Consider the following 18,176-nt stretch of genomic DNA (forward strand, 5'->3'; position numbering starts at 1 on the left):
AGGCGACGCGGAGCGTCGTCGACCGACGACAACGCCGCGAGCGTGCGTGCCAGGCCCCGCGAGCCCGGCCTGATCCAAACGACAAGCCCTAGTCGCCGAACTGCACCGACCGCTTGGCGAGCCCCATCCAGAACCCGTCGATCACGCTCCGCTGCCCCGGCAACTCACCGAAGGCGTCCGCCGCGCCCATCGTGACGAAGAGCGGGGCGAAGTGCTCGGTGCGGGGATGCGCGAGCGCGCCCGCCGGGGACTTGTGGGTGAAGTCGAGCAGCGCGTCCACGTCGCCCGCCTCCAGCGCCCGGTGCCCCCAGTCGTCGAACTCGGACGACCACGCCGGGATCCCGCCCTGCCGCAGCGCGGCCAGGTTGTGCGTGAAGAAGCCGGAGCCGACGATCAGCACGCCCTCGTCGCGCAGCGGCGCGAGGCGGCGGCCGATGTCCATGAGCCGGGCCGGGTCGAGCGTCGGCATGGAGACCTGGAGGACCGGGATGTCGGCGTCCGGGTACATCTCGACGAGCGGGACGTACGCGCCGTGGTCGAGCCCGCGATCCGGCACGTCCTGGACGGGAATGCCGGGGCCGCGCAACAGCTTGCGCACGGATTCGGCGAGCTCGGGCGCGCCCGGCGCCGCGTAGGTCACCTCGTAGTAGTGCTCGGGGAAGCCCCAGAAGTCGTACACGAGCGGCACGGTCTCGGTGGCGCCGAGGGCCAGCGGCGCGTTCTCCCAGTGCGCGGAGATCATCAGGATCGCCCGGGGGCGCGGCAGGTCGGCCGACCACTCGGCGAGCTGGCCGGTCCACAGGGCGTCGTCGGCGAGCGGCGGCGCACCGTGGGAGAGGTAGAGCGCAGGCATCCGGTTCACGACGACCTCCTTGAAGTTTCAAGCTCTTGTTACCGACAAAAGTAAGCCTTCTTTGTTTAATCTTCAAGGAGGGGGTCTACGATGGGAACCATGGAGCAGCAGCACATGGCCGGCGACGGACGCGACACGAAGGGTGCGGAGGCCGCTCCCTGGCTCAGCGAGGACGAACAGCGCACCTGGCGCGCGTACCTCCATGCCACCACGCTCCTCGAGGACCACCTCGACCGGCAACTCCAGCGCGACGCGAAGATGCCGCACATCTACTTCGGGCTCCTGGTGCGCCTGAGCGAGGCGCCCAGGCGCCGGCTGCGGATGACCGAGCTGGCGCGGGAAACGAAGATCACCCGCTCCCGGCTCTCGCACGCGATCGCGCGCCTGGAGAAGAGCGGGTGGGTGCGGCGCGAGGACTGCCCCTCCGACAAGCGCGGCCAGTTCGCGATCCTCACGGACGACGGCCTGAAGGTTCTGGAGAAGACCGCGCCCGGGCACGTCGAGACGGTCCGCCAGGCGCTCTTCGCGCGGCTCACCCCCGAACAGCAGAAGTCCCTCGGCGAGATCATGATGATCGTCGCCGAGGGACTTCAGCCGAAGGAGGCCGGGGCGGACCTCCCCTGGCTCCGCTAGGGCTTGTCGTTTGGATCAGGCCGGGCTCGCGGGGCCTGGCACGCACGCTCGCGGCGTTGTCGTCGGTCGACGACGCTCCGCGTCGCCTCCCTCCTCCGCCTTGCGATCGCACGCACCAGGCCCCGCTCCCTGATCCGGCCTGATCCAAACGACAAGCCCTAGGGCCCGTTCCCCACGGGGGTCAGTGCGCGACCACCGGCACCAGCACCTCGTCCTCCGCGCCCTCCGTGTCGCCGGAGGCCGCGGGCGAACCCGTGCCCGGGACGCCCGTGTTGACGAGCGTGAAGGCGATCAGGGAAGCGACGGCCAGGATGCCGACGGCCCACCAGATGGCGTGGGTGTAGCCGCTCACCATGGCCTGCGCCTGGAGCAGCTGCTGGTTCGTGGCTCCGGCCGCGTGGTCCGCGATGTACGCGGTGGTGGCCGAGGCCGCGATCGTGTTCAGCAGGGCCGTGCCGATGGCGCCGCCGACCTGCTGCGAGGTGTTGACCATCGCGGAGGCGACACCCGCGTCCCGGGGCTCGACGCCGATCGTCGCGAGCGACATCGCGGGCATGAACGCCGTACCCATGCCGAGGCCGAGCAGCAGTTCGGCGGGCAGGATCAGACCGGCGTACGAGGAGTCGACCGACAGCTGCGTCAGCATCAGCATGCCGAGCGCCGCCAGCAGGAAGCCGGGGCCCATCAGCAGGCGCGGGCGGACCCGCGTCATCAGGCGGGCGCCGATCTGCGTGGAGCCCGTGATCATGCCGACGATCATCGGCAGGAACGCGAAGCCGGTCTTCACCGGTGAGAAGCCCTTCACGACCTGGAGGTAGTAGGTCAGGAAGAGGAACAGGCCGAACATGCCGATCACGGCGAGGCCGAGCGAGGCGTAGACACCGCCGCGGTTGCGGTCGGCGATCACCCGCAGCGGCAGCAGCGGGTGCTTCACGCGGGCCTCGACCGCGACGAAGGCGAGCAGCAGCACGGCCGCGGCGATGAACATGCCGATGGTGGTCGCGTCGGACCAGCCGTTGGTCTCGGCGCGCGTGAAGCCGTAGACGAGTGAGACCAGGCCGAGCGTGGAGAGCAGCACGCCGGGGATGTCGAGCGGCGAGCGGTTGCGCGAACCGGCCGGCTCACGGATCACGAAGTACGCGCCGGCGGCGGCGACGATCGCGAACGGGATGTTCACGAAGAACGTCCAGCGCCAGTTCAGGTACTCGGTGAGGAAGCCGCCGAGGATCAGGCCGACGGCGCCACCGCCACCGGCGATCGCACCGTAGATGCCGAACGCCTTGGCGCGCTCCTTGGCATTGGTGAACATGACGGCGAGCAGCGACAGGGCGGCGGGCGCGAGCAGCGCGCCGAACAGGCCCTGGAGCGCGCGGGCGCCGAACATCATGGCTTCATTGGCCGCCGCGCCACCGAGCGCGGAGGCGAGGGCGAAGCCGATCAGGCCGGTGACGAAGGTGCGCTTGCGGCCCCACAGGTCCGCGATGCGCCCGCCGAAGAGCAGCAGGCCACCAAAGGCGAGCGCGTAGGCCGTGATGACCCACTGCTTGTTGCCGTCGGATATGCCGAGGTCCTGCTGTGCGGCGGGCAGGGCGATGTTCACGATGGTGGCGTCGAGGACCACCATCAGCTGGGCGAGCGCGATGAAGGCGAGTGCCTTCCAACGCCGCGAATCGGGTGCCGTTTCCGGCAAGGGGGTACCCACAGCGGGACTCCAAGTCATGAATAAGCGTGAGAAATCGGGTCGGTACGAAGCTGGGTGCTGCGGTGTTGCTCTGGTAGCAGCCCTACGAAGAGGTGGAGGGGCCGGACGTCAGTCCTGGCGGAGGTCCTCCAAGGTCGCGGGCTCGCCCGGGAGTTCCGAGCGGGCCGGAGCCATCAGGCCGTCCAGGAACAGCTGCAGATGACGGTGGACGTAGCGGTCGAAGTCCAGACAGCCGGTGCCGGGCAGCGGCCGGGTGAGCTGGGAGAGGGCGACCATCAGGTCTCCGACGCCGACGTCGGGGCGCAGTTCACCGGCCGTACGGGCCTGTTCGGTGAGCTGCTCGACGGCTTCGGTGAGCCGGTCGCGGGAGGCGACCAGATCCGGATGGTCCTTGTCGAATGTGGCGTTGAGCATCGGGCACAGGGCGCCGATCCGCTCCTCGGCCGCGGCGTGCACGAACGTGCGCAGCGCGCCGAACGCGGTCGTCTCGCCGGCGTCCTCGGCGGCGAGCCCCCGCTCCGCGTGTTCGGTGATGGTGTCGGTGACCGTGAGGACCACGTGGTGCATCAGCTCGCCGCGGTCCTTGAAGTTCCGGTACAGCGTGGCGTTGCCGACGCCGGCGCGGCGGGCGACCTCGTCGAGCGGCAGGACCGGACCGTGCTCCACCAGCAGTTCGCGCGCTGCGGCGACGATCCGCTCCCGGTTGCGCACGGCGTCGGCCCGCGGGCGCGGGACGCGGCGCTGCGGCTTGTCGGTCGCGGTGGTCACGGCGGTCTCCTTCACGGTCTGGAGGTACGGGCCGCACGGGCTTCGGTCGAAGTGGGGAGCCGGTCCCCGGTTCGTGCGGACACGGGTCTAAACGGGGAGAGCGTCCCCGGTTATTTCCCGGCCTTCATGTGACCTGCCTCACACGCCTCTGACCTCGGAAACCCACGTTCGGCGCACCCAGCGAGCGACCCGCGACACCCCGACCCAGGGTGATCGAAAGGGACCCGAGCGTGAGGCGGTGCGGATGCGGATGCGTCGGATACGCAGGGGCCGGCGGGGGGCGCTGCTCGCGGTGGGCACAGCGGTGGCGCTCACCGTGACGATGACCGCGAGCACCGGCAGGCTCCTCGACGACTCGACGACCGCGGCGGGACCCGTGGCCGTCTCGCGCACGACCTCCCTCACCCCCTGCATGATCCGCGGCCCGTTCGGCGTCCAGATGTCGGAGGGCCTGCCCACCGCCCCCGGCTACGCCCGTTCGACCGGCACCGTGCGCGCCCTCAACCTCATGGTCGACTTCCCGGACGCGCCGGGGCAGGGCTCCGCGAAGGAGCGGCTCGGCGAGTTCTTCCCGCAGACCCAGGACTGGTTCCGCACCGGCAGTTACGGAAAGCTCAATTACGTTCCCGAGGCTCCGGTCGACCACTGGCTGCGGATGCCCAAGCCGTTCACCGCGTACGGGATAGACCGCGGCGCCCCCTTCGACCCCGGCTACCGCAAGCTCGCCGACGACATCGCGGCGGCGGCCGACCCCGAGGTGGACTTCCGGCGGTACGACCTGGTGAACATCCTCGTCACCCCGAACGCGGGGCCCTCCGCGCTGGACACCGTGCTGTCCGTGACATTCGCCGGCAACCACGAGGCGCCGGTCGCCGACGGGGTGCCGCTGTCCAACGCGTCGTTCGTGTACTCCCGTCAGGACGACGGGTCCGGGTCGTACGCGAAGACCGGGTACCGGGTGCTGCCGCACGAGAACGGGCACGTGTTCGGGCTGCCGGACCTCTACACGATGGACGGCGGTGGGGCCGCCGGACACTGGGACATCATGAGCGAGGACTGGGGGGCCGGGAACGATCTGCTCGGCTGGCACAAGTGGAAGCTCGGGTGGCTCGACGACAGCCAGGTCGGCTGCGCCGCGCAGCCCGGCACGACGGAGTACCGGCTGTCGCCGCTGGCCCGCAACGACCACCGGTCCAAGCTGGTGTTCGTGCCGCTGAACCGGAAGTCGGGGTACGCGATCGAGGTGCGTACGCAGGAGGGGAACGACGAGGCGGTGTGCCGGTCCGGGGTCCTGGTCTACAAGGTCGACGCGGATGTGGACACCGGGCAGGGGCCGGTCGAGGTCGAGGACGCGAAGCCGGACAGCGGCGGCTGCACGCACCAGCCCAACGTCCACGCGGAACTGTCCGACGCGGCGTACCAGTCGGGCAAGGTCTTCCGGGACAAGTCCGCGGGCCTGCGGGTGACCGTGGGCGGGATCACGGGTTCCGGCGACTACCAGGTGTACGTCACCCGAAAGTAGCCCACTCGTCGGCCCCGCCGGCTGGACCGCTCCTACGCCACGGGGCTCCGCCCCGGACCCCGCGCCTCAATCTCCCCCAGCTACCGCTGGGAGGTGCCCCCTGCGGGGCTTGACTTGCCGCCCCCCAACGCCTCCCGGAGGTCTCGCTTCAGGATTTTGCCCGTGGCGTTGCGGGGGAGTTCGGAGTCCTGGAGGACCACGTGGGTCGGGACCTTGAAGGCCGCCAGGGACTTGGACACGAAGGCGCGGATGTCGTCGGGGGTGGCCGTCGAGCCCGGTCGCGTGCGGAGCACGGCCGCGACCTCCTCGCCGAGGACCGGGTGCGGGACCCCGACGACCGCCGCCTCCAGGACGTCGGGGTGGTCGTGGAGGACCGCCTCCACCTCGACGCAGTGGACGTTCTCACCGCCCCTGATCACCAGGTCCTTGATCCGGTCGACGACGCTGACCCGCCCCTCCGAGAGCACCGCCAGGTCCCCCGTCCGGAACCACCCGTCCGTCGTGAACGCCGCCGCGGTGGCCTCCGGCGCGTTCCAGTACCCCCGGATCATCGGCTGCCCGCGCAGGCACAGTTCGCCCACCTCGCCGTCGGGCAGCGGCTCACCGAGCGGGTCCGTGATCCGCACCTCGACGGCCGGCGCCGGACGTCCCACGCTGCCCGGCCAACTCCGGTACTCCTCACCCGCGTTGGAGAGCACTCCGCCAAGCGTCTCGGTGAGCCCGTACCCGTTGCGGGGCTCGATCCGCTCCCCGTAGCGGCCGCTGAGGCGGGCCACGATGCCGGGTGGGGCCGCGGCGCCGCCCGTGCTGAATCCCGTGAGCGAGGGGAGCTCGTCGCCCAACTCCTTGGCGCGTTCCAGGAGTTGGAGGGCCGTGGCCGGGACGCCGCCGAAGCTGGTGACGCCGTGTTCGCGGATCATGGCGAGCGCGGCGTCCGGGTCCCACTTGCGCAGCACCACGATCGTGCCGCCCACGCCCATCGCCGCGTAGAACCCGGTGAACGCCGCCACGTGGAAGAAGGGGAAGGTGAGCAGCCCGACGGGGGCCGGGCCCTGGCCGGGCATGACGCCCTTGGCCAGCGCCGTGCGGGCGGCGGCGTAGCGGGGCCCCGTGAGAGCGCCCATGTGGGCGTGGTGGGTGGCGACGGCACCCTTGGGGCGGCCCGTCGTGCCGGAGGTGTAGAGGATCGTGGCGTCGGCGGACGGGTCGATGTCCACGTCGGGCGGGCCGAGTTGGGGGTCGGGCGCGGGCAGGTCCGCGTACCGCTCGACCCGGTCACCGCGCGCCTCCCGGCCCTCCTCGTGACAGACCAGGGTCCAGGGGCGGGGCTCCGCCCCGGACAGCCACGGCAGGATCCGTTCGTAGCGCTCCCCGTCGACGACCAGCACCTTGGGGCCGCAGTCGTCGAGGGCGTACGCGAACTCGTCGGCGGTCCACCAGCCGTTCAGCGGCACCGCCACCAGGCCCGCCAACTGCGCCGCCCAGAACGCGACCTGCCACTCCGGGTGGTTGCGCATCGCGATGACGGCGCGGTCGCCGGGCCGCAACCCGTAGCCGCCCGCGCTCTCGTCGGCGGTGAAGCGGCGGGCAAGGGCGCACGCCGCCGCGAAGAACTCCCCGTAGGTCATGCGCCCGGTCTCGGAGACGACGAAGGGGGTGTCGCCGAACGCCCACGTCGTCTCGGCGAACTCGCGCAGAGTGCGGGGCCCGTCGGCATAGGAAAGGCGCCCGTCCTCGCCTCGTACGACGGCGAAGGGGGCGCCCGGAGCGGTCAGCAGCGCTTCCACGGAATCCACGGCATCAGCGTCCATGGTCGGACGGTACGTCCGGCGGCCCGACCCACGTCAAGGTACGTGCACCGGCCAACGGCCGCGGCCGGTCCCGGACAACGCGGCGGGCGGTGTGCGTGAACCTCCACGCACACCGCCCGCCGAAGGACCCCGGACCCCGCTACGCCTCGGCCTTCGCGCTGCTCTCCGCGTGCTCGGCCACCCGCTTGCGGGTGGCGAACCAGCCGATCACGAGGCCGACCACGATCAGCGGGGAGCAGTACACCGAGATCGCCGAGTCGCCGCCGCCGACGACCATCAGGACCACGACCGCGACCAGGAAGACGATGGTCAGCCAGCTCGTGAACGGCGCGCCCGGGAGGCGGAACGAGGGCCGCTCCAGCTCGCCGTTGAGCGCCTTCCTGCGCAGCACCATCTGGCAGATCATGATCATGACCCAGGTGCCGATCATGGTGATCGCGGAGAAGTTGATGACGATCGCGAACGCGCGCTCGGGAACGATGTAGTTGAGGATGATGCCCGCGATGTAGCAGGTCGCCGTCAGGAGCACGCCGCCGTAGGGCACGCCCTTCTTGCTCATCTTCGTCGTGAACGCGGGCGCGGAGCCCGCAAGGCCCATCGAGCGCAGCACGCGGCCGGTCGAGTAGAGGCCGGAGTTGCAGCTGGACAGGGCCGCCGTCAGGATCACGAAGTTCATGATGCCGCTGATGCCGGGCACGCCCAGCTTCCCGAGCAGCGTCACGAACGGGGACTCGCCCGCCTTGTACGCGCTCCAGGGCAGCAGGAGGACGAGCAGCAGCACGGACCCGACGTAGAACAGCACGATGCGCCACGACACGGAGTTGATGGCGCGCGGGATCACCTTGCGCGGGTTCTCCGTCTCGCCGGAGGCGATGCCGACCATCTCGATCGCGGCGTACGCGAAGACGACGCCCTGGATCAGGACGATCGCCGGAAGCAGACCGTTGGGCAGCATGCCGCCGTTGTCGGTGATCAGCTGCGGTCCCGTGCTGTGGCCGTCGACGGGGTGGCGGCTCGCGAGCAGCCAGCAGCCGATGGCGAGGAAGCCGAGGATCGCCACGACCTTGATGATCGAGAACCAGAACTCGAACTCGCCGAACCAGCGCACCGAGATCAGGTTGGCGCCGAGCACCACGAGCAGCGCCACCAGGGCGAGCGTCCACTGGGGTATGTCGCGGAACATCGCCCAGTAGTGCAGATACATCGCCACCGCGGTGATCTCCGCGATGCCGCTGCACACCCAGTGCAGGAAGTAGACCCAGCCCGCCGTGTACGCGGCCTTCTCGCCGAGGAACTCACGCGAGTACGAGACGAACGAGCCCGAGGTGGGCCGGTGCATCACCAGCTCGCCCATGGCGCGCGTGATGAAGAAGGCGAACAGACCGGTGATGGCGAAGATGACCACCAGGGACGGGCCCGCGGCGTGCAGCCGCTCCCCCGCTCCGAGGAAGAGACCGGTGCCGATGGCGCCGCCGATGGCGATCATCTGGACCTGACGATTGCGCAGGCCGGCGGCGTAACCCCCCTCACGGACGGCTCCGCCCTCGGCCTTGCCGGCCTCGGCCTCGCCGCCCGTGACCACACTGCGTTCGGCTTGTGCTGTGCGCTCCATGGTTCTCCGACGTTCGTGCAAAACGGCATGCCGCACGCACACACGCGTACGCGAGCGCAGTTGCGGAGCGCAGTTGCGAACGCGGGCAGGCGTGTGCGGCGTACCTGTTGGACAGGACTGATTCGCCGGATCCGGCGAACCTCGAGATCGGAACGGATCCCGGTGGAGTGTGCCGCGGGCGGACCACGCGACGACACGCCACCTTAAACCGTTCGCGGGGGCAACTAATCCACGAGCCCGAGCAGCGAACCCGCGTACCCGGCACCGGACTCGGCGAGCACCTCGTCGAGCGACTGCGCGCTCCGGATCGGATTGAAGGTCACCTTGCCCGCTTCCGTCCCGTTCTCTACACGGACATATCCGTACACAGCGGGCCGGGGAAGGCTGTTGTAGTGGAAGTGGGTCGAGAAGTAGTACGCGCCGGTGTCGTACAGCGCGACGAGATCGCCGGGCTCCAGCTCGGGCAGCTCGCGACCGCGCGCCACGAGGTCACCGGCGAAGCAGCAGGGCCCGGCCACGTCCTGCACCAGCGGGGCGCTCGTGCGCGGCCGGCCCTCGGCGTCGTACGCGCCGACCCGCAGCGGCCACGACTCGGGAACGAAGACGGTACGAGTCGCCACCTGCGCGCCCGCGTGCGTCACGGCGATCCGGCGACCGCCCGAGGTCTTGGTGTACTCGACGTGCGCCGCGATGAACCCCTGCTTGGCAAGGAGCGAGCGCCCGAACTCGGTGACGAGCGCGTACCGCCCGTCGAAGAGCCCGGGGACGGTCTCCCGCAGGATCCGCGCGTACTCCTCGAAGCCGGGCGTGATCTCGTCCGAATCGAAGTTCACCGGCAGGCCGCCGCCGATGTCGAGGGTGTCGATCTGCTGCCGCCCGACCTGCGCGTTGATCTTCTCGGCCAGCTCGTACGCGGCCCGTACGCCCTCGGCCATCAGCTCAAGGGCGACACCCTGGGAGCCGGTGTGGGTGTGCAGCCGGGTCATCCACGGCCGCGCCTTGTACGCGCCGAGGACCCACTGCTCCGCACCCTCGTCGCGCAGCGCGACGCCGAACTTGGAGGTGGCGGTCGCGGTGCTCATCGCGCCGATCGAACCGCTGCCGACCTGCGGGTTAACCCGAAGCCCGACGGGCGAGGCGCTGGGGTTCGCGGCGACGAGCTCGTCGATGCGGGCCAGTTCCTGCGGGTTGTCGGCGTTCACGGCGATGCCGGCCGCCAGCGCCTCGCGCAGCTCCCCGAGCGTCTTGGCGGGCGAGTCGAAGACGATCCGCTCGGCGGGCACCCCGGCCGCCCGCGCGAGGGCCAGCTCACCGGGGCTCGCGACCTCGGCGCCGATGCCCTCCTCGTTCAGGAGCGCGAGCACGGGGACGAGCGAGGACGCCTTCACCGCGAAGGTGTGCCGCGCGTCGACGCCCTCGAACGCCGCCTTGAGCGCGCGCGCCGCCTCCCGGACCCCGGCGACGTCGACCAGCCCGAGCACGGGCGCTTCGGGGCCTACGAGCCCCTGCTCGACGGCGGCGCACAGGGCGGCGTCGCGGCGGGCGGCGGAGGCGGGGGGCTGCGGCATCAGGGGGTGGCCTGCCTTCTGCTTCTTCTGCTTCGTACGGGGTGGTGCTCAGGGCACTCGTCACTGTGCAGTGCGGCGGGGCGGCGTGTCTGCGTGCGCCGGCACGAAGTACGGGGCAGAGGAATGGTGGGCGGGCACAACGGGCGGGCGGCGGGGCGGCGCGCGTAGTGCGTGGGTACGACGGAGGGTGGGTGGGCGTGGTGGCGGGGCACTATGCGGGTGGCCCTCACGCCTCTGCCTCCCTCCCCATGCCGCGCTCACGGCAGCGGGATCAGCCCGGCCCGCCGCAGCCCGAGCTCGACGACGAGCCGTACGTCGGGGTCCGCCAGGTCGAAGCCGCCCAGCTCACGGGCCCTGCGCAGCCGGTACCGCAACGTATTCGCGTGGATGCCCAGGTACCGGGCGGTGGCCCCGGCGTCCCCGAAGAACGCCAGATGCGCGGCCACGGTGCGCGGCAGATCCGTCCCGTGCCGCTCGTCGTGCGCGAGGAGCGCGGCCACGGCGTCCCCGACGGACGGCACCTGCGCGGCGACGGCGTCCGACACCCGCAGCGCGTCCAGGGCGAACCGCACGTCGTCGGTGCCCGCCACCTCGGGCTCCCCGCGCACGCGCAGCACCCGGAGCACCTCGGCGGCCCCGGCGCGCGAGTCCACCGCGTCCTTCAGTGCGCCGACGACCGGGCCCACGGCGACCAGGGGCTTGGCCCCGGCGCCGAGCAGCACAGCGGCGAGGTCGCGCGCGAGCCGCTCGGCGGCGTCGGCCCGGGCGTCGCTGAGCAACACGTCGAACCGGTCGACGTCATGTGCGTTTCCAGCCCCTCCGGCGTTTGAGGAGCGGGGTCCGGGACGGAGCCCCGAGAGCGGGACACGGCCCGCCGCACCCTGACCCTCCCGGTAGGCGAACGCGGGCGAGCCATGCGCAGCAACCCGCAGCACCGCCGCCCGCAGCGCCCTCTCCCGCCCCTCCGGGGACCCACCCCCCACGACCACCGCGGAAAGCACAACGCACGGCTGACCGGGGTCAACCCCGAGCGCAGCAGCCGCGGCCCCCACATCCGGCGCCCGCTCCTCGAACAGCGCCCGCACCGCGTGCCGCCGCCGCCCCTCGGCGGACCGGGACCGCAACCGGTGATGCAGCAGATGCGGGACCGCGATCGTGGCGGCCTGCCGCAACGCGTCCCGCGCCCCCTCCGGCAACGGCTCCCCGTCGGCGGCGGCCCACAGCGACCCGAGGACCTCCTCGCCCGCGCGCACGGCGACGGCGAGCCGCTCGGGGAACCGCCCGTCCGCGGGCCGGTGCACGACGTCCCCCGCCCACAGCGCGGCCAGGAACCCGCTCTCCGCGAGCTCGGCGACCCGCCACCGCGGCACCCGCCGCCCGAGGATGGTCAGCCGCCGCAACGGATCGGCGGTATCGGCGGTGGGGGAATAGGCGAGCACATTGGACTCGGGATCCTCGATGGTGATCGCACCCCCGACGAGGGCGGCGAGCGCGGTGGCGAGGGCCGGCAGATCCCCGAGCCCCACGTCGACACCGGGCTCCGGCACCCGCGCCCCACCGGCCGCGAGCGCGGCCCGCAGCAGCCCGATCAGCTCGCCCCAGTCCACCCACGGGGCGCGGGCGAGCAGCGCGGTGGACACACCGTCGGCCACTTCACCGAGCAGCGGCGACACACCTTCGGCGCCCCGCCGCACCACCAGCGCGGCGGCCCCGGCCCGGTCGGCGGCCCGCAACACCTCGGCGGCGGCGGGATCGGACGTGTCGACGCCGACGGCGATCAGCACCCGCCCCCGCTCCTGCAAGCTCTCCCCGGCGTCGAAGACCCCGACCCCGCCGACGGCCACGTCCGTCCCGCAGGGCGCGCGTACGACCTGCACGACGTCCCGCCCGACGACCCCGACGACCTGCGCCAACGTGGGACCGCCACCCGAAGCCGGGCTCTCGGGCCGGGACTGCGGCTGCGGCTGCGGTCTGCCGGACGCGGAAAACTCCATGGCCCCAGTCTCACCGATCACGGGAGCCCTGCCCGATGTGACGAACAAGGCACCACAAATAGGGCACTTGTGAGCAACAGCACCCGGCGAGGACCGCCAATCGGCGGTCCTCGCCCTTACGTTGAACGAATGTCCCCTCTTGCCCGGGTGAGCGAGGCGTACGGTCCACGCTTCGCGGAATTCGCCTTCGAGCCCGCCTTCCTGGCCGCGGTCGACCAGCACGTGGCGGAGGTCCGTGACCGCCTGGCGGCCGGTTCGGCGGCGCTGCACCCGCCGGCCCCCGACGCCGAGGCCCTCGGCGACTACGTGCTCGGCTTCCTCGACGCGCTCACCGAGACCGGCTGGCTCGAACCCGTGGGACACGACTACGCGGTGTGCCGCCTCACCGCCATCAGCTGGCTGGTGAGACGGCACGACCTGCTCGACCTGGTGTAACCCAACCGGGTCGCTACTGCCTGCTACTGATTGTCGAACCGCTCCCGCTCCTGAACGGGCTGATTGGTGAGCGCGTCCTCACGCCCCGCCTGATAGGCGCCGGCGCCGCCGTTCCCCTTGACCTTGGCGGTCTCCTCCTCGGCCATGTTCAGCCACCGCTCCCAGCGCTGCTTCATCGGCCCGATGAGCCCGCCGCCGACGCCGACGATCAGGATTCCGGCGGCCGCCGCGAGCGCGGCGATCAGCACCGGCTGCGTGACGGTCGTGGCGATCCCCGCCTGCCCGAGCGCGGCGATCGCACCGAGCACGACGATGCAGGCCCACACGATGGTGCCGACGGTCTTCCCGTACGAGACCGAGGCCAGCGCGTTGGTGACGATGTCACGCACCAGGTTGGCGACGGCCATGGCCACGACGATCAGGACGACCGCGACGATGCCGCGCGGCAGCCAGGCGACGATGCCGTTGATCATGTCGGACACGGGGTTGTCGCCGAAGACGCCGAAGCCGAGCTGGAGCACGATCAGCATCAGGGCGACGTAGACGACCTTGCAGAGGATCGCGGTCGTGTCGTACTTCGACCCTTCGAGCATCTTCGCCGAGCCGGCCCGCTCGGCGAGCTTCTCCGACCCGATCTTCCGAAGGCCCCGGTCGAGGAGCTTGGTGATCATCTTGGCCACGAACCAACCGATGACCATGATGACGAGGAAGCCGAGGAACTTCGGAACGAACTCGGCGACCTTCGACCACGCGTCGTTCAGCCCTTGAGTGAAGTCGACGGCGAGCGTGCTTCCACCGGTCGGCGAACTGAGATTCTGGATCATGAGTGGACCTCCACCCAGTGGGGCCGGACGCCGCGACACCGCGCCCGACGAGACGTGTCCCCCTCTTTTTCCTGTGTCCCTCCGGCTTAACAGCCCCAGCCGCCCCCGGCCGCCCCACATCCCCCATTGGCGTGACCCACCCCGCGCGACGGCCCACCCCACGCCCCGAACCCGATCCGCTACGCTGTTCACGCGCCTTCGTAGCTCAGGGGATAGAGCACCGCTCTCCTAAAGCGGGTGTCGCAGGTTCGAATCCTGCCGGGGGCACAGGGTTGAGCAGGCGAAAGGCCCCGGAAACCGCAGGTCATGCGAGGTCCGGGGCCTTTCGTCTCAGCCGGGGGTACAGCCTGACTACAGGCTGACGACACCCCCGCCCCACCCCTGCTACCAATGATCGTCTCCCAAATCTCTCCCAAACGATCAAGTCGTTGCCGCAGGTCACACAGGCGTCCGGCCCCCCTCGGTGTCTGCGAGGGGGGCCGGACTTGTGTGCGCCGCCGAGAGACCAGAGGGCCACCAATGGCCCGACGACGCACGATCATGGGGTTGTTTCGCGCTGTACGACTTCCCATCCTGTCTAACGGATGTGGCGTACGCAGGTCATTCACCCTTTCGAGCGAACACACGTTCTATTAGTTCAGACTACAGCCAGCCCTGCGGCGATGGGCATATGCCGCAGGGCTGTGGGCGGGTCTTCACGTTTCGCGCCACGGTTGGTCACTGGTCAGTCAAAGGATCAAGAGGCGACCATTTGGGTACTGACACCCACGCACGACGATCATTGTGTATGTGGGTGGCAGCCCGACGTAACCCTCGACCCGACTGGGTGATCGCCCGTCGCGTCGCGCTCGGGCACCGCATCGCCGACCTACGCCGACGTGCTGACCTATCGCAGGAGCAGCTCGGCAACCTCGCCGGCATGGACCGGCGCAGCATCCAGCGGTATGAGAACGCGCGCCGTGATCCCGCGTATTCGGACCTGCTGCTCATCGCTCATGCACTGCGGGTGCACGTGACCGACCTCCTCGCGTAGGCAGTCCTGGTCAGCGGAGCGGTTCTTACCCTTCCGTTAAATGTCATATGCAGAAACCGAGCGATCACCTTGGGTCACTGCGTTCCGTTCGCGCCCCGTGTGAATCGGGCGGCGGCACTTCCGCCGTCGTGCCGCCGCCCGTTCGACCGCACCCGGGGTCTGGGGGTGCGGACGCTTGAAGCGGCCACCCCGAGCACGGGCTCGAGGCGGCCGCACTTCCCGCCGCTGGCGGATCCGTGGAGATGCCGGCGGCGGGGGTCATCGTCGGGTGCGTGCGCTCCACCCGACGGGGGCGGTCTGGCGAGGGGGCGGCGTCACGGGGCAGTCACGGTGCCGTTCGATGATCGCGCCCGCGCCCGAGTTGCTGAAGACGTCGACGATCTCGATCTCCTGGTCGGGCCGGAGCGGCTCGTCGCACCGCCAGCAGAGGCGGCCTCTATCCGTGGTCATTGCGTACCTCGCGCACGGTCGTTGCGAGCGCGCGCCGGGTGGGGCACTGCTGCCAGTTGTACTCACAGCGCTGGCACTTCACCACGTGGTCGAGCAGGGCCCGGAACGCGAGGTCGGCCGGAGTGTCGGCGAGCGCCGTGGGCTGGGGAGCGTTCACGACACTGCCTCCAGGCGCGGTCCGATCGCCCGCAACAGCGCGTCGAGGACGGGTAGCGCGTCCTTGCGGGACAGCACCAACTCGACGTCGCCCTGGTGGTTGTCGGCCGCGTACAGCGACAGCGGTACGCGCACCTCGCCCGTGACCGGGTCGACGACCGGCGACTCATGGCGACGGACGGACGCGTGAAGTAAGGCGCTCACAGGTACCCCCTCGGCTCGGCGGAGCCAGAACCGTAAGGGCCCAGACAGCAGAGAAGGGGTACAGAATGTACCCCTGTCCCTGGCTGTACCCCTTGCTCAGCCCGTCAGTACGCCCGTGGCTGTGGCAAGCGTTGCCGCATCCTCACGCATGGCGCGCGGCGCCGAGCGCCACAGTTCAGCGACAGCCTGCCGGGCGGACGGCGTGTAACTCACAGTCTCCGCGCCGATCTTGTACGCCCGCTGCATCACGTACAGGGCGGCAGTGTTGTCGCCTCGCTGCAGGTGCCCGCGCGCGACCTCCACCCACAGCCGGGCCTGCCGCTCACGCGACGGCATGATGTCCGGGTCGATGTCGTCGGCCAGCCCGAGCGCCTTGGCCGCCTTACGCAGGTCGGTCGCCACCGAGACCTCGTGAAAGTCCACGTTCGCGCGCCCGAACACCGTGCTGCTGTGCACGTAGTTGGCGGGCAGGGACTTGGCGATCTGGTCGCCCTTGTCCCAGTACCGCCAGGCGGCGCCCTCGTGGCCCTCGCGTGCTTCGGTCACGGCGGCGTGCAGCTGCAGCGCGCCGTAGATGCCGCGCCAGTCGTCGGGGGCGGTGTCGAGGTGGGGGCGGATGAGGTCGGCGGCCTCGGTGACGACGCGCAGCGCCTCCTCGGGATACGAGGTCTCGCGCAGGATGTTGCCCATGTTCCAGGCCGCGGCCGCTATGGCGGCGGGCTGGTCGGCGTCCTGCGCGGCGGCGAGCGCCCGGTCGGCGACGACCCACGCCAGTTCGGCCGGCGCGATGTACGCGGTGGCCTGCCCGGTGAGGCGGTAGATGTCGGAGAGCGCGACGAGTGCGGCACGCCGCTGCTCGCCGTCGAGTGCGCGCGCGGCGGCCTCGCCGTCGCGGATCAACTCGGGTAGCAGGGCCCCGACTTCACTGCGGTTGTACTTGCTCTTGTGCCACAACCGCCAGGACTGGTCAGCGCGCCCCTGCAGCAGGGCAGCGTCCGGCGGCGCGGACGCCCGCGAGCGGGAGAGAGTCCGGTTCATGACGGCGGCCCACACCTCGGGCATGCCCGGGTGGGTGAGGCGGCCGAGCGGGACGGGCTGCGCCGGGCCCTCGGTGGTGCCTGTGAGCACGGAGAGGTCGGCTACCTGGAGCGCTGCGGCGAGCTGCAGCAGCAGCGCGTAGCTGTCGAGTTCGCGTTCCCCGCTCTCGATCTTCTTCAGCCAGACGGGGCCGCGCCCACACAGCTGGGCAAGCTGAGGCCGGGTCATGCCGCGCGATTCCCGCAGGGCTCGGATACGTTCGCCGGTGCTGAGTTCGTCGTGGTCCATGCCGCTCCCTCGCAAGAGGCCGTCCGTCCACTCAGCCTACGGCGCACGTCAACACGGGCCCAGGCATGACGAAACGGCCCCGCCCTCCCGAAGGAGGACGGGGCCTTGGTCACACGTATTGGCGTCGCTGCGGGTCGAGGCCGGCCGCGAGCGGAGCGCTATCTGTCGGGTCCGGTTCATCCGGCGAGGGTGCCGGTGCCGCGCCCGTGCGGCGGCACACTCGGGCGTCCGGGTCATAGGTGGGCGTCTGCCACTCGAACCCGTCTGGGCAGGTGGTGGTGCCGTTCGTTCCGTCCTGCCCGTCCTTGCCGTCCTGTCCTGCAGGGCCGGGTGGACCGGACGGGCCGGGCACGGTCGAGCCGGGCCCCGGCACCGTTGAGTCCGCGCCAGGTGCGCCCGACGCCCCCGGTGCCCCCGACGGTCCCGGCGCCGGCGTAACGGTCGGCGCCGGTTTCCCCGACGCACCCCGCCGCCCGCGCGGGCCGGGCACCAGCACCGGGTCGCCCACCTTGCGCGGCAGGTCCACGGCGGCCGAGGGGTCCGGTGCGGCGGGGGTGCCGCCTTCGGCTCGCACCTGCTTGCGCAGGATCCGTACGTCCTCGGCGAGAGTCTTCACGTCCGCGCCGCGGCGTGCGGCCTCGGCGCCGAGCTGGTCCGCGCGGTACGCCTCGGCGTCGATCCTCAGCCACACGAGCACGATCGCGCCCGCGAGGATGAGGAGCACCGCCGCGAGCATGAGCGTGCCGCGGCGGCGGACGACGAGCGGCTGTGTGTGGCGTCCACTCACGTCGGCTGACCTCCGAGGTCTGCGAGCTGGCGGCGGAGACGAGAGTTCTCGTCGCTAAGCGTGGTGATCTGGGTGAGGAGCGAGGCCTTCTCCGTGCGCGCTTCGGCGAGTTCGCGGTAGGCCGCGGCCAGGAGACGTTCGTTCTCGGCGAGCTTCTCGCCGAGCTTGTTCCGCTCCTCTTGGAGGTTGTCGACGAGCGTGCCGTACCCGGTGATCACTACCCCCGACTGGGACGCACGGTTCGCGCCTCGTTGGCCGATGAGCGCGGCGACGGCCGCGGCGAGCCCGACGACGATCGTTCCGACAGCGCCGAGTACCGCAGCGTCCACGTAAGGCCCCCTCAGTCGGCGGTTGTTGCGAACGGTGGACGGTGTGGCGGCGGCGCTGCCGGGCAGCGCCGCCGCCCGCCTCACTGTTCCGTCGTCGTGCTCGGCTTGTTGGGCACAGCCCAGGTGATGCCGAGCGCGGCGAGCACCGCGACAAGTGCGGTGATGCCCT

At 71.0% G+C, this 18,176-nt stretch carries 18 protein-coding genes and 1 tRNA gene; 5 read left to right on the forward strand and 14 right to left on the reverse strand.

What is annotated here, in order from left to right; all coding sequences use genetic code 11:
• Positions 1-88 precede the first annotated feature (88 nt).
• Positions 89-853: a dioxygenase gene (locus tag ACIA8D_RS40635; protein ID WP_399240405.1), complete on the reverse strand. Its 765-nt coding sequence runs from the start codon at positions 851-853 to the stop codon at positions 89-91.
• A 99-nt stretch (positions 854-952) separates the two neighbouring features.
• Here ACIA8D_RS40635 and ACIA8D_RS40640 point away from each other — a divergent pair, with 99 nt between their 5' ends.
• Entirely contained in the window at positions 953-1,486 is a 534-nt protein-coding gene (locus ACIA8D_RS40640) for a MarR family winged helix-turn-helix transcriptional regulator (RefSeq protein WP_399240371.1), read from the forward strand.
• A gap of 181 nt (positions 1,487-1,667) precedes the next feature.
• On the opposite strand, the gene ACIA8D_RS40645 is transcribed toward ACIA8D_RS40640, so the two are convergent.
• Positions 1,668-3,206, reverse strand: coding sequence for an MFS transporter (locus tag ACIA8D_RS40645; protein ID WP_399240373.1), 1,539 nt, complete (start codon positions 3,204-3,206; stop codon positions 1,668-1,670).
• A 90-nt stretch (positions 3,207-3,296) separates the two neighbouring features.
• Positions 3,297-3,956, reverse strand: a complete 660-nt coding sequence (locus tag ACIA8D_RS40650; protein ID WP_399240375.1) for a TetR/AcrR family transcriptional regulator — start codon at positions 3,954-3,956, stop codon at positions 3,297-3,299.
• A 250-nt stretch (positions 3,957-4,206) separates the two neighbouring features.
• Between ACIA8D_RS40650 and ACIA8D_RS40655 the strand changes: the two genes are divergently transcribed.
• A complete protein-coding gene (locus ACIA8D_RS40655) occupies positions 4,207-5,478 on the forward strand; it encodes a M6 family metalloprotease domain-containing protein (protein ID WP_399240377.1) in 1,272 nt (423 codons plus the stop codon).
• 80 nt (positions 5,479-5,558) lie between these two features.
• Here the strand turns inward: ACIA8D_RS40655 and ACIA8D_RS40660 are convergent, their stop codons facing one another.
• The 4 genes from ACIA8D_RS40660 to ACIA8D_RS40675 all read right to left on the reverse strand — a co-directional run bounded on the left by ACIA8D_RS40660 (position 5,559) and on the right by ACIA8D_RS40675 (position 12,463).
• Positions 5,559-7,289, reverse strand: a complete 1,731-nt coding sequence (locus tag ACIA8D_RS40660) for a class I adenylate-forming enzyme family protein (protein WP_399240379.1) — start codon at positions 7,287-7,289, stop codon at positions 5,559-5,561.
• 139 nt (positions 7,290-7,428) lie between these two features.
• Positions 7,429-8,901: an amino acid permease gene (locus ACIA8D_RS40665; RefSeq protein ID WP_399240381.1), complete on the reverse strand. Its 1,473-nt coding sequence runs from the start codon at positions 8,899-8,901 to the stop codon at positions 7,429-7,431.
• A gap of 224 nt (positions 8,902-9,125) precedes the next feature.
• Positions 9,126-10,469, reverse strand: a complete 1,344-nt coding sequence (locus tag ACIA8D_RS40670; RefSeq protein ID WP_399240383.1) for a diaminopimelate decarboxylase — start codon at positions 10,467-10,469, stop codon at positions 9,126-9,128.
• Positions 10,470-10,726: 257 nt separating this feature from the next.
• A complete protein-coding gene (locus tag ACIA8D_RS40675; RefSeq protein ID WP_399240385.1) occupies positions 10,727-12,463 on the reverse strand; it encodes a PucR family transcriptional regulator in 1,737 nt (578 codons plus the stop codon).
• A 129-nt stretch (positions 12,464-12,592) separates the two neighbouring features.
• Between ACIA8D_RS40675 and ACIA8D_RS40680 the strand changes: the two genes are divergently transcribed.
• Positions 12,593-12,898, forward strand: a complete 306-nt coding sequence (locus tag ACIA8D_RS40680) for a DUF6401 family natural product biosynthesis protein (RefSeq protein WP_399240387.1) — start codon at positions 12,593-12,595, stop codon at positions 12,896-12,898.
• A gap of 23 nt (positions 12,899-12,921) precedes the next feature.
• On the opposite strand, the gene ACIA8D_RS40685 is transcribed toward ACIA8D_RS40680, so the two are convergent.
• Positions 12,922-13,722: a hypothetical protein gene (locus ACIA8D_RS40685; protein WP_399240389.1), complete on the reverse strand. Its 801-nt coding sequence runs from the start codon at positions 13,720-13,722 to the stop codon at positions 12,922-12,924.
• 194 nt (positions 13,723-13,916) lie between these two features.
• Between ACIA8D_RS40685 and ACIA8D_RS40690 the strand changes: the two genes are divergently transcribed.
• Both ACIA8D_RS40690 and ACIA8D_RS40695 read left to right on the forward strand, forming a co-directional pair.
• Positions 13,917-13,989, forward strand: a tRNA-Arg gene (locus ACIA8D_RS40690).
• A 526-nt stretch (positions 13,990-14,515) separates the two neighbouring features.
• Positions 14,516-14,755 carry a helix-turn-helix domain-containing protein gene (locus ACIA8D_RS40695; protein ID WP_399240391.1) on the forward strand — a complete coding sequence of 80 codons (240 nt, stop codon included), beginning with the start codon at positions 14,516-14,518 and terminating at the stop codon, positions 14,753-14,755.
• Positions 14,756-15,013: 258 nt separating this feature from the next.
• On the opposite strand, the gene ACIA8D_RS40700 is transcribed toward ACIA8D_RS40695, so the two are convergent.
• The 6 genes from ACIA8D_RS40700 to ACIA8D_RS40725 all read right to left on the reverse strand — a co-directional run bounded on the left by ACIA8D_RS40700 (position 15,014) and on the right by ACIA8D_RS40725 (position 18,007).
• Positions 15,014-15,205, reverse strand: a complete 192-nt coding sequence (locus tag ACIA8D_RS40700; protein ID WP_399240393.1) for a hypothetical protein — start codon at positions 15,203-15,205, stop codon at positions 15,014-15,016.
• Positions 15,192-15,362, reverse strand: a complete 171-nt coding sequence (locus ACIA8D_RS40705) for a hypothetical protein (RefSeq protein ID WP_399240395.1) — start codon at positions 15,360-15,362, stop codon at positions 15,192-15,194. Before ACIA8D_RS40705 ends, ACIA8D_RS40700 begins: the two co-directional genes overlap by 14 nt.
• Positions 15,359-15,565, reverse strand: coding sequence for a hypothetical protein (locus ACIA8D_RS40710; protein ID WP_399240397.1), 207 nt, complete (start codon positions 15,563-15,565; stop codon positions 15,359-15,361). The genes ACIA8D_RS40705 and ACIA8D_RS40710 overlap by 4 nt, the downstream gene beginning before the upstream one ends.
• Positions 15,566-15,661: 96 nt before the next feature.
• Positions 15,662-16,891, reverse strand: a complete 1,230-nt coding sequence (locus ACIA8D_RS40715) for a helix-turn-helix domain-containing protein (RefSeq protein ID WP_399240399.1) — start codon at positions 16,889-16,891, stop codon at positions 15,662-15,664.
• Between the two features lie 109 nt (positions 16,892-17,000).
• Complete coding sequence (locus tag ACIA8D_RS40720; protein ID WP_399240401.1) at positions 17,001-17,678, reverse strand: collagen-like protein; 678 nt, start codon at positions 17,676-17,678, stop codon at positions 17,001-17,003.
• The gene (locus ACIA8D_RS40725; RefSeq protein WP_399240403.1) at positions 17,675-18,007 is read right to left on the reverse strand and encodes a hypothetical protein; all 333 of its coding nucleotides are present in this window, start codon (positions 18,005-18,007) and stop codon (positions 17,675-17,677) included. Before ACIA8D_RS40725 ends, ACIA8D_RS40720 begins: the two co-directional genes overlap by 4 nt.
• Positions 18,008-18,176: the final 169 nt, after the last annotated feature.

The sequence above is a fragment of the Streptomyces sp. NPDC051684 genome (assembly GCF_044453445.1).
Taxonomy (GTDB): Bacteria; Actinomycetota; Actinomycetes; order Streptomycetales; family Streptomycetaceae; genus Streptomyces.

Excerpts from the sequence above, each read along its gene's own strand:
- ACIA8D_RS40635 (WP_399240405.1), bottom strand. The coding sequence starts at position 853 with ATGCCTGCGCTCTACCTCTCCCACGGTGCGCCGCCGCTCGCCGACGAC.
- ACIA8D_RS40640 (WP_399240371.1), top strand. The coding sequence starts at position 953 with ATGGAGCAGCAGCACATGGCCGGCGACGGACGCGACACGAAGGGTGCG.
- ACIA8D_RS40645 (WP_399240373.1), bottom strand. The coding sequence starts at position 3,206 with ATGACTTGGAGTCCCGCTGTGGGTACCCCCTTGCCGGAAACGGCACCC.
- ACIA8D_RS40655 (WP_399240377.1), top strand. The coding sequence starts at position 4,207 with ATGCGTCGGATACGCAGGGGCCGGCGGGGGGCGCTGCTCGCGGTGGGC.
- ACIA8D_RS40660 (WP_399240379.1), bottom strand. The coding sequence starts at position 7,289 with ATGGACGCTGATGCCGTGGATTCCGTGGAAGCGCTGCTGACCGCTCCG.
- ACIA8D_RS40665 (WP_399240381.1), bottom strand. The coding sequence starts at position 8,901 with ATGGAGCGCACAGCACAAGCCGAACGCAGTGTGGTCACGGGCGGCGAG.
- ACIA8D_RS40670 (WP_399240383.1), bottom strand. The coding sequence starts at position 10,469 with ATGCCGCAGCCCCCCGCCTCCGCCGCCCGCCGCGACGCCGCCCTGTGC.
- ACIA8D_RS40675 (WP_399240385.1), bottom strand. The coding sequence starts at position 12,463 with ATGGAGTTTTCCGCGTCCGGCAGACCGCAGCCGCAGCCGCAGTCCCGG.
- ACIA8D_RS40680 (WP_399240387.1), top strand. The coding sequence starts at position 12,593 with ATGTCCCCTCTTGCCCGGGTGAGCGAGGCGTACGGTCCACGCTTCGCG.
- ACIA8D_RS40685 (WP_399240389.1), bottom strand. The coding sequence starts at position 13,722 with ATGATCCAGAATCTCAGTTCGCCGACCGGTGGAAGCACGCTCGCCGTC.
- ACIA8D_RS40700 (WP_399240393.1), bottom strand. The coding sequence starts at position 15,205 with ATGACCACGGATAGAGGCCGCCTCTGCTGGCGGTGCGACGAGCCGCTC.
- ACIA8D_RS40715 (WP_399240399.1), bottom strand. The coding sequence starts at position 16,891 with ATGGACCACGACGAACTCAGCACCGGCGAACGTATCCGAGCCCTGCGG.